This is a genomic window from Blautia sp. OF03-15BH (assembly GCF_003463065.1).
In the GTDB taxonomy this organism is placed as follows: domain Bacteria; phylum Bacillota; class Clostridia; order Lachnospirales; family Lachnospiraceae; genus Limivivens.
In genome coordinates this window covers 329595-342998 of sequence record NZ_QSCM01000001.1, presented here as the reverse complement: position 1 = coordinate 342998, position 13404 = coordinate 329595, and the positions used below count along the sequence as shown (strand labels likewise).

The window sequence follows — 13404 nt, the reverse complement described above, 5'->3', positions numbered from 1 at the left end:
ACAAAAAGAGGAGGAAGCCTATGAAAGCTTATGATATTATCATCATCGGTGCAGGTCCCGGAGGAATTTTTGCGGCTTATGAACTGATGAAAAAGAAACCGGAACTGAAGGTGGCTGTCTTCGAGGCCGGTCACATGCTGAACCAGAGAAAATGTCCGATCGACGGTGTGAAGATCAAGTCCTGTATCCACTGTAAGAGCTGTTCCATCATGAGCGGTTTTGGGGGAGCTGGTGCATTTTCTGACGGAAAATACAACATCACCAATGATTTCGGCGGCACTCTGTACGAACATATCGGTAAACAGCCGGCTATCGAACTGATGAAGTACGTGGATGAGATCAATCTGCTCCATGGCGGAGAGGGAACAAAGCTTTATTCTACGGCAGGAACCAGATTTAAAAAGATCTGTATGCAGAACGGTCTGAATCTTCTGAATGCCTCGGTACGCCATTTGGGAACCGATATCAACTATGTGGTTCTGGAGAATCTTTTCAATGAACTGAAAGATAAAGTGGAATTTTATTTTGACAAACCGGTGCAGAGAATGGAAAAACTGGCAAGCGGGTACCGGATCCACTGTGCGGATGAAGCTTTCGACTGTGATCAATGTATTGTTTCCGTTGGAAGAAGCGGAAGCAAATGGATGGAAAACGTCTGCAGGGAAATGGAGATTCCGACCAAATCCAACCGTGTGGATCTTGGTGTTCGTGTCGAGCTTCCGGCTGTCATTTTCTCTGACCTGACCGATGAACTTTATGAGAGCAAGATCGTCTACCGTACCCATCAGTTTGAGGACAATGTCCGTACCTTCTGTATGAACCCCCACGGCATCGTGGTAAGCGAGAATACCAACGGCATTGTCACTGTAAACGGTCACAGCTATGAGGGACTGGACAAGCAGACAGAGAATACCAACTTTGCTCTTCTGGTAGCAAAGCATTTCTCTGAGCCCTTCAAGGACAGCAACGGCTACGGTGAGAGCATTGCCAGCCTTTCCAACATGCTGGGCGGCGGCGTTATCGTACAGCGTTTCGGTGATCTGGAGCGAGGAAGACGAAGCAATGAGAAACGGATCGCGGAGGGGCTTGTAACGCCGACCCTGGCAGCTACGCCGGGAGATTTAAGCCTGGTACTGCCGAAACGGATCCTGGACGGTATCGTGGAGATGATCTATGCACTGGATAAGATCGCTCCGGGAACAGCCAATGACGATACCCTGCTTTATGGCGTGGAAGTCAAGTTCTACAATATGGAGGTTTCTCTGGACGAACATCTGGAGAGCATCTATCCGGGTCTGTACATCATCGGTGACGGAAGCGGCGTGACCCATTCCCTGTCCCATGCCTCCGCCAGCGGCGTCTATGTGGCGAGAACCATCGCAGAGCGGATGGATGGAAGTGAAGGAGAAGCATGAATCTGTGTGCTGACGGAACAGAAAGGACACAAAAATGGTAAAGATCGATCTGATCACCGGTTTCCTGGGAGCCGGAAAGACGACATTTATCCGGAACTATGCGGAATATCTCATGGGAAAAGGAGAAAATATCGGGATTCTGGAAAATGATTTCGGTGCAGTTAATGTAGATATGATGCTTCTGCAGGATCTGGAAGGGGAGCATTGTGAGCTGGAGATGGTTTCCGGGGGCTGTGATAAGGACTGCCACCGGAGACGTTTCAAGACGAAGCTTATCGCCATGGGCATGTGCGGTTACGACCGGGTGCTGGTGGAGCCCTCCGGTGTGTTTGATGTGGATGAATTTTTCGATGCTTTAAGGGAAGAGCCGCTGGACCGCTGGTACCAGGTAGGAAGCGTTCTTACCGTTGTGGATGCACATCTTTCTCCGGAGCTTTCCGAAGAAGCAGATTATATTCTGGCTTCCGAGGTGGCAAATGCGGGAAAAATCCTCTTAAGTAAGACGGAGGATGCATCACCGGAGGAAATCGCGGATACGAAGGTTCACTTAAACCGGGCACTGGAAGGTGTTCAGTGCAGCCGGAGACTGGATCCGGAGAAGGATATTTTCGGGAAAAAGTGGGAAGACCTGACCGATGAAGAATGGAAGGGCATTTCCGAGAGTGGTTTTCATGCAGAGAGTTGGAGAAAGCTGGATCTGAGTGAGGAGGAAGTCTTTCAGTCTCTTTATTTTATGGATCAGAAGACAGAGGTGGAGCGGGCGAAGACGATCGCAGAAAATCTTCTGAAGGATCCTTCCTGTGGAAAAGTCCACCGGGTCAAGGGCTTCCTGCTGGATGAAAGGGGACAGTGGCTGGAACTCAATGCCACCGCCCGTGAGCTGACGGTAAAACCGGTAGCTGCCGGACAGGATGTGATCATCGTCATCGGTGAAAAGCTGGACAAAGAGAAGATCCGTTCTTTTTTTGAAAATGCGGTTGTTGTGCATAAAAATTCATGATAGACTATGGATGTTTGGTAATTGTGCAGGAACCACTATCCCTTTGAAGGTACTGGACAGTTACGATGGTTGTGGGTTTGCGGAAGCTGCGGAGCAGCCAGGCAATCCGCAGGCAGGAAGATAAGTAAAGGAGAATGATTATGCCAGTATTCGATTTCAGCAATGCATCAACAGAAAAAACAGAAGATTCCGTTTGTACATATACCACTTTTGCTTCCAACGAGAACACGACTTCACCGGAACAGCCGATCCTTGTGCTTTCCAATTCCGAGAGACAGTGGAAACATCATTCCTGTGGTGTTTTTTCCAATCCGGAGAAAAAGACTGCTTTTGAATTTCAGGAAGAAGATGGCGTTATGAGCGCGGATATCCGGAAGGTGGATGCCCGTTTTGTAAGCCTGATCCGCTGGCTGGGAGACAATCACATCCATGTACGCCTTTCTGGTCAGAATACTCCGGAGGGCTATGCAGTCTATAAGATCAGGGAAACAGCCTTCGGAGGCGGAACCAAACTTTCAGCCGAAGACGGTTTCCTGCAGTTTATGATAGAAAGACTTCTCTCCAGTAATGCACCGGAAGAGGAAACCGAGGATGAGGAACAGGACGAGACCGGTGATGAGATGAAGCTCACCAGCATCCAGAGCATCACGGATTTTATGACCTGTGCAGGAAGAACCCTTCCTGATAACATCCGCCTCTGGGCCAGAAGAAACCTGGCAGTCGCCCGTTCCCATGAGGTTTCCCCGGAGGAGCGCCGTCATGCGCAGAGAGCTCTTTCCATTATGATGAATGTGCAGTGGAAAAATAATTATTTTGAAGCTATTGATCCTGTGGAGGCACGCCGGATCCTGGATGAAGAACTCTACGGCATGGAGAAGGTGAAACAGAGAATCATCGAGACCATCATCCAGATTAACCGGACACATACGCTTCCTGCATATGGTCTTCTTCTGGTTGGACCGGCAGGAACCGGTAAATCCCAGATCGCCTACGCGGTGGCGCGGATCCTCCGGCTGCCATGGACAACTCTGGATATGAGTTCCATCAACGATCCGGAGCAGCTCACCGGAAGCTCCCGTATTTATGCAAATGCAAAACCAGGTATCATCATGGAGGCTTTTTCAGCAGCAGGAGAGTCTAACCTGGTCTTTATCATCAATGAACTGGATAAAGCTGCTTCCGGAAAAGGAAACGGAAATCCGGCAGATGTGCTTTTGACGCTTCTCGATAACCTGGGCTTCACGGACAACTACATGGAGTGTATGATCCCGACGGTCGGCGTTTATCCCATTGCCACGGCCAATGAGAAGGATCAGATCAGCGCACCGCTGATGTCCCGTTTTGCAGTGATTGACATTCCGGATTATACGGATGAGGAGAAGAAGGTCATTTTCTCAAGATTCGCTCTTCCCAAGGTATTGAAACGGATGAGCCTTAAGGAAAATGAGTGTCAGGTAGCACCGGACGGACTGGATGCGGTCATTGAAAAATACAGAGATACCACAGGAATCCGTGATCTGGAGCAGGCGGCAGAGCATCTCGCAGCGAATGCCCTGTATCAGATCGAGGTGGATCATGTTTCTGAAGTCGTCTTCCATGCGGATATGGTAAAAAATCTTCTGGGTTGATTGATTATATAAGAAATGAAAGCAGGGGCGGTTTTGAAAAAGAAAAAGTTGTTATGGAAATTGTTTGTATCCACACTTTATCTCAGTACTTTTACCTTTGGCGGCGGTTACGTCATCGTAACACTGATGAAAAAGAAATTTGTGGATGATTATCACTGGATCGAAGAGCCGGAGATGCTCGATCTGATCGCGATCGCACAGTCTTCACCGGGGGCGATCGCCGTGAACGGGGCCATTGTGGTTGGTTATAAACTGGCGGGGCTTGTCGGTGCACTGACAGCAATCGCAGGGACTATTTTGCCGCCGTTTCTGATCCTTTCGATCCTGTCTGTTTTTTACAGCGTCTTTCAGAGTAATTTCTTTGTGAGTCAGATGCTGAACGGTATGCAGGCCGGCGTGGGAGCTGTGATCGCTTCTGTGGTTTTTGATATGGGAAGCGGGATTGTGAAGGAAAAAGATCCTTTTTCCCTGGTGATCATGGCAGGCGCGTTTCTGGCAGCCTGTGTCTTTGAAGTCAATGTGATCTATGTGGTTATCGCAAGCGGACTGATCGGTGCATTGCGGACCTGGATCCGTGGAAGGAGGAAAAAGGCATGATTTATCTGCAGCTGTTTATCAGCTTTCTTCAGATTGGAATGTTCAGCTTCGGCGGCGGGTATGCGGCCATGCCTCTGATCCAGGGGCAGGTGGTGACGCTTCATCAGTGGCTTTCCATGGAGGAATTTACAGATCTTATCACGATCTCTCAGATGACTCCCGGTCCCATTGCCGTGAACTCGGCTACCTTTGTGGGCATCAAGATTGCCGGGATCCCGGGGGCGGTCGTGGCGACATTTGGCTGTATTCTTCCATCCTGTGTGATCGTTACTCTGTTGGCAAAGCTGTATCTGAAATACCGGAACATGGGAATGCTCCAGGGAATCCTGGGTTCCTTAAGACCGGCAGTGGTAGCTATGATCGCTTCCGCAGGAATTGCCATTCTGATCACGGCTTTCTGGGGAGGACGGGCGTCTGTTTCCCTTCCGGATACGAACTGGAGTCTGGTGGTGATCTTTGTGATCTCCATGGTACTTCTCCAGAAATTTAAGAAAAATCCGATTTTCGTCATGGTGCTGGCAGGCGTTCTGAAAACTGTGTGGGCCTGCATGGAAAAGGTGCTATGATCTGCCGGATGGCTCTGCTGATCCCGCAGATCAAGAACCGGGCGCTTCTGACTGCAGCAGCGGCGTCTCTGGTTCAGCGGACAGCAGACCAGATGAAAAGATTTCGGAAAAGAAAAAGGACCGTCGCAGAAAACGGTCCTTTTTCTTATTGTCAGGTCAAAATAGCTTTAGCGTTGTGTGAAAAAACTCCCGTGATATAATAAAGGCAGGTTCACCAACCGTGAAGGTGGAAAAGCTCTCTTTTTTTCTGCTTGTGTATATTGGAATAGTATTTTAAAATGAACCATGGTAGAATAAAGCAAAGATAAAACGAAAATTTTTAAATAAAATTTTGAAAATTACCGAAGGAGATCTCTGTAATGTTTATATTTTTATCCGTGTGTTCACTTTTAGTACCGTTATCCATGATTATATTGGGATATACGTGGAAAGATAAGCCTCCTAAAGATCGGCAGGGGAATTCAGGATATCGAACTACTATGTCAAGGATGAATGATGAAACATGGAGATATGCACACAGATGTTGGGGCGGCATAAACTTTGTTTTAGGAATTATTCTGCTGATACTATCTATTTTTATTTTGATCTTAACGAAAGATGATACAAACTTTGAAATGATTTCTGTTTATTTGGTGTTTTCACAATTAGGAATTATGGTGCTTACAATTATTCCGACAGAATTTTTTCTGCATAAGCATTTTACAGAGCAAGGAATGAAAAAATAGCTAACTTACGATTGGCGGAAATGAAAATTGGAATTTGGAGGATTGAATTATGTGGAATGAATTAGGTATAAGTGGAGGAACCGCAATTGTTATTTTGATTGCGCTGTATTTTGTTATCAAATGGGCAGTGAAAAATGGCATCCAAGAAGCCTACAGTGCTATCACTGGAAAGAAAACTGATGAAGATGAAGATATCCAAAACGAAAAAGAATTTGGTTTGGATGCAGAAGATAAGTAACTCCAAGCTTGTGGAAACGACTGAAAGGAGGCATTAGATGTTCTATATTGTTTTTGACTTTGCAATGGCAGTGATTATGCTTTTATTTGGAATATGGTTTTATAGGTCAAAAGGACAAGCATCTAAATTCTTGTCTGGTTATAATATGAAATCGGCAGAAGAACGAAAAAAATATGATGAAAATGCTATGTGTAAGGCATATGGGAAGAGAGTGATGTTTATGTCACTTCCTTTTATTGCTGGAATGATTATAGATATTTGGTATATAGGAACTGGTTGTTTAATTGCATGGGCGATATGGTTTGTTATGTTTATTCTGTTGCTTATAGATAGACATAAAAGAGAAAATTAAATTTTCGGCGGGTCGAGACGTTACACTATGTAGAATAAAAAAATTTTGACATTCTCACAAATGCGTGCTAATATGATTATAGAAAAAGAGTGCTACCGATAGACGGTTAGTCCACATACTTATTGATTACAAAGATAACCGCTTAGTTTGCAGACAGGGCGGTTATTTTTGTGGTTTATGATTATCTTTGCCTAATGTATATCCGATACTAAAGCAGGTTAAGCCGAAGCTCACTACTGTTATGAAGTCAACAATACTCATTGGCTTAGCCCTCCTTTCCACTGGATTCTCTTGCGAGTTTCTATGTAATCAGAGGGTCACAGGTCTCCGTTTCACCTCGGTCGTTGCAAAACGAGTGCTACTAGCACTCTGCAACCCTCTGGAGAAGGACTAACCGCCTACCGTTATGGTAGCACCCATGTTTCGATTATAACAGTCAAGGTGGGAATCTGCAACCGGAAAGTTGACAGCTCATGAAAATCTGGCTGTGATACCATTTTGATACTAAAAAATGAAGAGAACAGAAATATAGCGTAGAAATCCTATAACACAGGACAATAAAGACACGAAAATCACAGAAAATAATGAGATTCTAAGAACCTCACAAACGTGAAGGTGGACGTACTGTAGTTATAGCATTTACATGAAATTTGCGATTACAGCAGTCCCTCCTCGATCAGCAATTCTATAACCCGGGCTTCACGCTCGAACATCATAGAGTTATGGGGACTGTTCCACACATTACGATTCTTTTGAATTGCAATGTGTGGTTCGACAAATTCCAATGTAAAACTTTCCATTGCTTCATAATTGTCTAAGCACTGTGCAACAGTTTCGTTTTCAGCATCGCAGAGGTAGTAATAGTTATCCTGTACAAAGCATTCCGTTGCATCTTTATCACTTTTTTGAATACGATGCACATAGCCGTATTCTTTTATCGTATCAGGTCTGACCACCAAACCTGCTTCTTCACGAGTTTCACGTATCATCGCACGGACAGGAGATTCCTCTCCTTCCATTCCACCGCCTGGAAACTTGTAATAGTCATATTTTAAGCTATGGATCATAGCAATCTTTTTTCCGCGGATTATGATGCTTCTTGCCGAATTTCGCACAAACCCATGAGTGCAATTGTCATAATCGCGTTTATCCATTTCAAATAGTAACCTCATATAACCTCCAATAGAATGTGCTTCATTTCTGAGATAAAAAGCAAAACAGCCGACCGCTGTCAATGGTCAAGAGGAACGGCTGCGTCACCATTGACAGCGCCTGTCCGTTTTGCTTTTGGAAAACACCCCAAATCCCTGAACGATTTCAGAGAAATCGGCTACGCTCCTGCAGAGCGGAATATCACGCTTCAAACAACGTACAGCCCATTTTTTTAAATTCTACGATTTTCTGGCGAAGCAGATCAACAGATACATCCAGATACCGGCTACTGCAGTCGATACAGAAAAATTCTTCGGCGTCACGGTTGTAGATCTTTTTGTGGAGGGCGATCTCGTCTTTGGTGAGAGAGCGCCCACATTCTTTACAGTGTGCCATTATTTCTCCGGTTTTACCAGCTCTGCGATGACAACCTGAGACTGGCAGCCGCGAAGGACGGCGGTGTAGGCATCCTGGAAGGTACCAAGCTCTTCGCCGGTGATGGCATCGGTGATCTTCAGGAAAAGACCGGACTCGGAATGGATGCCGAGATCGTCAAAGCAGATGCTCATATGGCAGGGGCCTTCGGTCGGCTCGCCGATGTTGAAAAAGCCGATGGCCACGCGGTTCCCGGAGAGGATTTTGCCTAAGGTATAGTGTTTGTCACCGACATTCTCAATGAGAAAAGCAGGGCAGCACTCCCCGTCCTGGTTGATGGCGATGAGGCCTTTGTTCAGAAGAGTTGCTTTGTTGGACCCGTCAATGCTCCGGATATCGGCGCCGATGATCAGCGGGGAAGTAAGGAATGCCCACATGGCAAAGTGCTGGAGATACTGCTCATCGCTGCAACCGCCGATGCCGACGTTTCCTTTTCCGTGCATGCCAACGATAAGCATGTCCAGATCATTGTAGCAGCCGGGAGCGTTGCCCTCGATGTTTTCCACCTGCTGTTTGAAGATATCCTGATAGCTTCTCGGCACGTCGAAAATGTCTCCGGTGGAACGGTAGGTGTGAGCGCCTCTGGAGCGCATCCAGCCAGAGGGATCGTATTTACCCCAGTTGCAGGCGGCAAAAAGGATGTCGCGGCCGGTGTGGCGAAGGGCCATAGCCATCGTAAGATAGGCGTTTTTCGCATCGCCGCTTACCGGGAAGTTACAGAAATCATATTTCAGGTAGTCCACACCCCATTCGGCGAACTGGCGGGCATCCTCGAATTCGTGACCGTAGCTGCTGGGATAGCCGGCACAGGTCTTTGTTCCGGCACAGGAATACATGCCAAATTTCAGCCCTTTGGAATGAATATAATCGGAAAGTGCTTTCATTCCGCTGGGGAAAAGCTTTGGATCCGGAACGAGCTTTCCGTCCACACGCTCTTTTAAGGACCAGCAGTCGTCGATGATCACGTACTCATAACCGGCGTCCTTATATCCGTCGTTCACCAGCTGATCTGCCATCTCCATGATCAGCTTTTCATTGATGTTCTCCCCGAACGTATTCCAGGAGTTCCAGCCCATAGGCGGTTTCTTTGCAGTCATTAGGACCTCTTTTCCGGCAGATATTTCTGCCTAAGTTTTATGGTGATTTTATTGTATCATTTTTGCGGGAAAAAGGAATGTCTGATTGACCGAATTATGTTCAAAAAAATAAGTCCCCTGCTTCCATTACAAAAAGCAGGGGACTTTATCTGTTACAGGATATCGATGTATTCGCCGGCCAGAGCCTTGTTCATGCTGCGGACAGCACAGAATTTTCCGCACATACTGCAGGTGTCACTGTGGTCATCTTCAGGACTGCGGCTGTCACGGATTGCCTTGGCAGTTTCAGGATCCAGTGCACAGGCATACTGTTTTTCCCAGTCCAGTTTCTGACGGGCATCTGCCATACGGTCATCCTGGTCCCGGGCTCCCGGGATCCCTTTGGCAATGTCTGCTGCGTGAGCGGCGATCTTGGAGGCAATGATGCCCTGTTTTACGTCTTCTACATTGGGAAGAGCCAGATGCTCGGCAGGAGTCACATAGCAAAGGAAGGCTGCTCCGTTCATGGCAGCTACAGCTCCGCCGATGGCAGCTGTGATGTGATCATAGCCAGGAGCAATGTCGGTTACCAGAGGACCGAGGACATAGAAAGGAGCGCCCATACAGATGCTCTGCTGTACCTTCATGTTTGCGGCTACCTGATCCAGGGGAACATGACCGGGACCTTCCACCATGACCTGTACATTATGATCCCAGGCACGTTTGGTCAGTTCGCCCAGACGGACAAGCTCCTCGATCTGACATACATCCGTTGCATCGGCCAGACAGCCCGGACGGCAGGCATCACCGAGAGAGATGGTGACATCGTATTCCTCACAGATGTCCAGAATCTCGTCGAAATGTTCATAGAAGGGATTTTCCTCACCGGTCATGCTCATCCAGGCGAAGACAAGGCTTCCGCCACGGCTGACAATGTTCATTTTTCTTTTGTGTTTCTTGATCTGTTCAATGGTTTTGCGTGTGATGCCACAGTGCAGGGTAACAAAATCCACGCCATCCTGCGCATGAAGACGGACCACATCGATAAAATCCTGGGCGGTCAGAGTAGCCAGATCGCGCTGATAGTGGATCACACTGTCATAGACGGGAACGGTTCCGATCATGGCAGGACATTCATGTGTCAGCTTCTGACGGAAAGGCTGGGTGTTTCCATGGCTGGAAAGATCCATGATGGCCTCTGCACCAAGCTTTACAGCACTCATGACCTTTTGCATTTCGATGTCGTAATCTTTACAGTCACGGGAAACGCCAAGGTTTACATTGATCTTGGTGCGGAGCATGCTTCCCACGCCTTCCGGGTTCAGGCCGACATGATTTTTGTTTGCACAGATGGCAACTTTTCCTTCGGCGACAAGCTTCATAAGAGCTTCTGTCGTCATGTTTTCTTTCTTTGCGACAATTTCAAGTTCCGGTGTCAGGATGCCTTTTCTGGCAGCATCCATCTGGGTTGTGTAATTTCTCATGCTTGTTTTGCCTCCTTCATGATTTGAGTCTGGAATCCTAGCGTCAGCAAAACACGGACAGCACGCATGAGCAGCCCGGAATACTGACGCCTGAAACTTCATCTTTTCAAGTGATGGTTTCTTGCCGGATGAAACCGGCTTTTTTAAAGCGGCACAAGGTGGTGTCCCCAATGTACCGCCGGACAGGTAAAGTCTGATTTTATCTGTCCTTCAAGGGTCTGTATCTGCAGATAACCTATTTTCTGTTTAATGAGCAGAAGAGAGCTCTCTCATGACGCCGCCTTTTTCCAGCACCGTGATCAGGAGGAACGCAAGGATGCTTCCTGCTACGGTAGAGATCAGGAAAGGTACAACGTAAACAAAGATACCGGCAGGTGTAAGGCCCATCAGATAAACAGCTACCGGATAAGCAGCGATGCCGCCAAGGATTCCGGTTCCCAGTGCTTCCGCAGCACAGGTAAGGCTCAGTTTATGTGAGAAGTGGTAAACAAGACCGCAGCAGAGTGCGCCAACCATACTTCCCGGGAAAGCCATGAGGCTTCCAAGAGCCAGAAGATTGCGGAGAAGGCTTGCGATAAAAGCAATGCCGATCCCCCAGAAGGGGCCTAAGGTGACAGCAGCCAGAATGTTGACCATATGCTGTACCGGGGCACATTTACTGCCGGCTACCGGAAAGCTGATAAAGCTTCCTACAACAGCAAGAGCGGTGAATACGCCTGCAAGTGCAATTTTTTTTGTTGAGAGATTGGTTTTCATGGACAATTTTCTCCTTTCAGTCGTCAGATGTTCAATAAGAAAGGATCCCCACCTGAATGGAGATCCTGCGCTGTCCAGAATAAAAAAGAGATGCGGGGGCACCTCTAAATAATCTTGGTATGTATTCCCTCCGTTGGCATTATCCAAATCAGGTTCCGGGTCGAAACGGAATCACGTTTCCTCTCAGCCGGCTTTCGCCAGCTCCCCTCTTTTCATGAAATTGTCCGGAAACATTATAACGCAGACAGAAAAAGTTTGCAAGCTGTTTTTCTGACGGAAAAAACAGGGTAGGCAAGAAGGAGAGAACGTGTTATCCTAAGGGTACAGTGTTTTCGAAAGAAACAGACGGAGGAAAAGAAAAATGAATTTTACAGAAAGAAGAACAAAAATTTTTGATACCATGGAGATGGATTCTGCACTGATCCTTTTTTCAGGAATCGAGCTTCATGTAAGTGCGGACGAGTACCTGCCTTTTGAGGCAAACCGGAACTTTTTCTATCTGACCGGACTCCGCAGAGACCATATGATCCTGCTGATGAAAAAGACGGAAAAAGAAGAGAAGAGCATCCTTTTCATCGAGGAGGCGGACCCGACCCAGGAGCGCTGGTTCGGAAGAAAAGTCACTGTCTCCGAGGCACAGGAGATCTCCGGCATCGAGGATGTTCGTTTCCTGGATTCCTTTGAAGGAATGGTAAGCAGCATGATGGACAGAGAGGACATTTCCACCCTGTATTTCGACTGCTTCCGCTACCAATACGAGGATCTTCCGGACTACAACGCTGTAAAAGCGAAGGAGTTTGCCGACAAATATCCGGGCCGCAGGATCAAAAACATCGCTCCGACTGTCGCTGCTCTTCGTATGTGGAAGGATGAGGACGAGATCGAGCTGGTGAAAAAGGCCATCGACATCACGGACAAGTCTCTCCAGTTTGTCATGAAAAATCTGAAACCGGGCAATACTGAATATCAGGCACAGGCTGATTTCGAGTATATGGTTCACCATCAGGGTGCGGACGGCACTTCCTTCCCGACGATTGCCGGGAGCGGAGCCAACGGAACCATGCTTCACTATGAGACCAACCAGGACGTCTGCGAGGACGGAACCCTTCTTCTCATGGATCTGGGAGCCAAATTTAACGGCTACTGCGCCGACATCACCAGAACTTATCCGGTGAACGGAAAATATTCTGAGCGCCAGAGACAGGTTTACGAGGTTGTTCTGGCAGCAAACCGAAAGGTGGCTGAGGTGGCAAAACCGGGCATGACCTTGCGCGAACTCAACGAGATCACCAAAGATGTGCTGGCTGAGGGCTGCATCCGCTTAGGTCTCATCGAGAACAAGGACGAGATCGGCACCTACTATATGCATGGCGTTTCCCATCATCTGGGCATTGACGTTCATGACGTGACAGCAGCAGGCAGCGAAAAGCTTCAGCCGGGAGCCATCATCACCGACGAGCCGGGCCTTTACATCGACGAGTGGGAGATAGGCATCCGTATCGAGGACGATATCCTGATCACCGAGGATGGCTGCGTTGTTCTTTCTGATGCGATCATCCGCGATCCGGACGAGATCGAAGCATTTATGGCAAAAAACAAATAAAGAGGAGATTTTAAAAATGGCATACATTAAAAATATCGAGCCTGAAAAAGTAGTAAATTTAGGTGGACTGGTTCAGTATATGGACGGACAGGTTGTAAGCCGTACTCTGGCACAGAACAGCGCCGTGAGCATTACCCTTTTCGCTTTCGCAAAGGGCGAGGAGATCAGCACTCATGATTCCGAGGGCGACGCTATGGTAACGGTTCTCGAGGGAACCGGCGAGTTCACCGTAGGCGGCATAAAACATCAGGTAAAAGCAGGCGAGGCTCTCGTAATGCCCGCTAAAATCCCCCATGCCGTATACGCAGTGGAGGCTTTCAAAATGCTCCTCACCGTGGTATTCCCGCAGTAAGAATCTCTTGACTTTGCGAGAAGAA

At 47.6% G+C, this 13404-nt stretch carries 15 protein-coding genes; 10 read left to right on the top strand and 5 right to left on the bottom strand.

Annotation, left to right across the window (positions count from 1 at the left end; all coding sequences use genetic code 11):
• Nucleotides 1-20: 20 nt before the first annotated feature.
• The 8 genes from DXA57_RS01585 to DXA57_RS01545 all read left to right on the top strand — a co-directional run bounded on the left by DXA57_RS01585 (nucleotide 21) and on the right by DXA57_RS01545 (nucleotide 6521).
• The gene (locus DXA57_RS01585; protein ID WP_117764149.1) at nucleotides 21-1415 is read left to right on the top strand and encodes an NAD(P)/FAD-dependent oxidoreductase; all 1395 of its coding nucleotides are present in this window, start codon (nucleotides 21-23) and stop codon (nucleotides 1413-1415) included.
• A gap of 34 nt (nucleotides 1416-1449) precedes the next feature.
• Complete coding sequence (locus DXA57_RS01580) at nucleotides 1450-2415, top strand: GTP-binding protein (protein ID WP_117764148.1); 966 nt, start codon at nucleotides 1450-1452, stop codon at nucleotides 2413-2415.
• A gap of 140 nt (nucleotides 2416-2555) precedes the next feature.
• Nucleotides 2556-4043, top strand: a complete 1488-nt coding sequence (locus tag DXA57_RS01575; protein WP_117764147.1) for an AAA family ATPase — start codon at nucleotides 2556-2558, stop codon at nucleotides 4041-4043.
• A gap of 33 nt (nucleotides 4044-4076) precedes the next feature.
• Complete coding sequence (locus tag DXA57_RS01570; RefSeq protein WP_330423170.1) at nucleotides 4077-4640, top strand: chromate transporter; 564 nt, start codon at nucleotides 4077-4079, stop codon at nucleotides 4638-4640.
• Complete coding sequence (locus DXA57_RS01565; RefSeq protein WP_117764145.1) at nucleotides 4637-5206, top strand: chromate transporter; 570 nt, start codon at nucleotides 4637-4639, stop codon at nucleotides 5204-5206. Before DXA57_RS01570 ends, DXA57_RS01565 begins: the two co-directional genes overlap by 4 nt.
• A gap of 359 nt (nucleotides 5207-5565) precedes the next feature.
• Nucleotides 5566-5931: an SdpI family protein gene (locus DXA57_RS01555; RefSeq protein WP_117764143.1), complete on the top strand. Its 366-nt coding sequence runs from the start codon at nucleotides 5566-5568 to the stop codon at nucleotides 5929-5931.
• Between the two features lie 49 nt (nucleotides 5932-5980).
• The gene (locus DXA57_RS01550) at nucleotides 5981-6169 is read left to right on the top strand and encodes a DUF6019 family protein (RefSeq protein WP_117764142.1); all 189 of its coding nucleotides are present in this window, start codon (nucleotides 5981-5983) and stop codon (nucleotides 6167-6169) included.
• A gap of 37 nt (nucleotides 6170-6206) precedes the next feature.
• Nucleotides 6207-6521, top strand: a complete 315-nt coding sequence (locus DXA57_RS01545; protein WP_117764141.1) for a DUF3784 domain-containing protein — start codon at nucleotides 6207-6209, stop codon at nucleotides 6519-6521.
• A 656-nt stretch (nucleotides 6522-7177) separates the two neighbouring features.
• Here the strand turns inward: DXA57_RS01545 and DXA57_RS01540 are convergent.
• From DXA57_RS01540 to thiW, 5 genes are all read right to left on the bottom strand, one after another.
• Entirely contained in the window at nucleotides 7178-7693 is a 516-nt protein-coding gene (locus DXA57_RS01540; RefSeq protein WP_117764140.1) for an NUDIX hydrolase, read from the bottom strand.
• Between the two features lie 181 nt (nucleotides 7694-7874).
• Complete coding sequence (locus DXA57_RS01535; protein ID WP_117764139.1) at nucleotides 7875-8069, bottom strand: hypothetical protein; 195 nt, start codon at nucleotides 8067-8069, stop codon at nucleotides 7875-7877.
• Nucleotides 8069-9205, bottom strand: coding sequence for a glycoside hydrolase family 27 protein (locus tag DXA57_RS01530; protein ID WP_117764138.1), 1137 nt, complete (start codon nucleotides 9203-9205; stop codon nucleotides 8069-8071). Before DXA57_RS01530 ends, DXA57_RS01535 begins: the two co-directional genes overlap by 1 nt.
• A gap of 152 nt (nucleotides 9206-9357) precedes the next feature.
• Nucleotides 9358-10668, bottom strand: coding sequence for a phosphomethylpyrimidine synthase ThiC (gene thiC / locus DXA57_RS01525; protein ID WP_117764137.1), 1311 nt, complete (start codon nucleotides 10666-10668; stop codon nucleotides 9358-9360).
• 246 nt (nucleotides 10669-10914) lie between these two features.
• Nucleotides 10915-11424 (bottom strand): energy coupling factor transporter S component ThiW, encoded by a 510-nt coding sequence (gene thiW / locus DXA57_RS01520; RefSeq protein WP_117764136.1) that lies wholly within the window; start codon nucleotides 11422-11424, stop codon nucleotides 10915-10917.
• Between the two features lie 361 nt (nucleotides 11425-11785).
• On the opposite strand from thiW, the gene DXA57_RS01515 reads away from it, so the two are divergent.
• Nucleotides 11786-13027, top strand: a complete 1242-nt coding sequence (locus DXA57_RS01515) for an aminopeptidase P N-terminal domain-containing protein (RefSeq protein ID WP_117764135.1) — start codon at nucleotides 11786-11788, stop codon at nucleotides 13025-13027.
• A gap of 16 nt (nucleotides 13028-13043) precedes the next feature.
• Nucleotides 13044-13379 (top strand): cupin domain-containing protein, encoded by a 336-nt coding sequence (locus tag DXA57_RS01510; RefSeq protein ID WP_117764134.1) that lies wholly within the window; start codon nucleotides 13044-13046, stop codon nucleotides 13377-13379.
• Nucleotides 13380-13404: the final 25 nt, after the last annotated feature.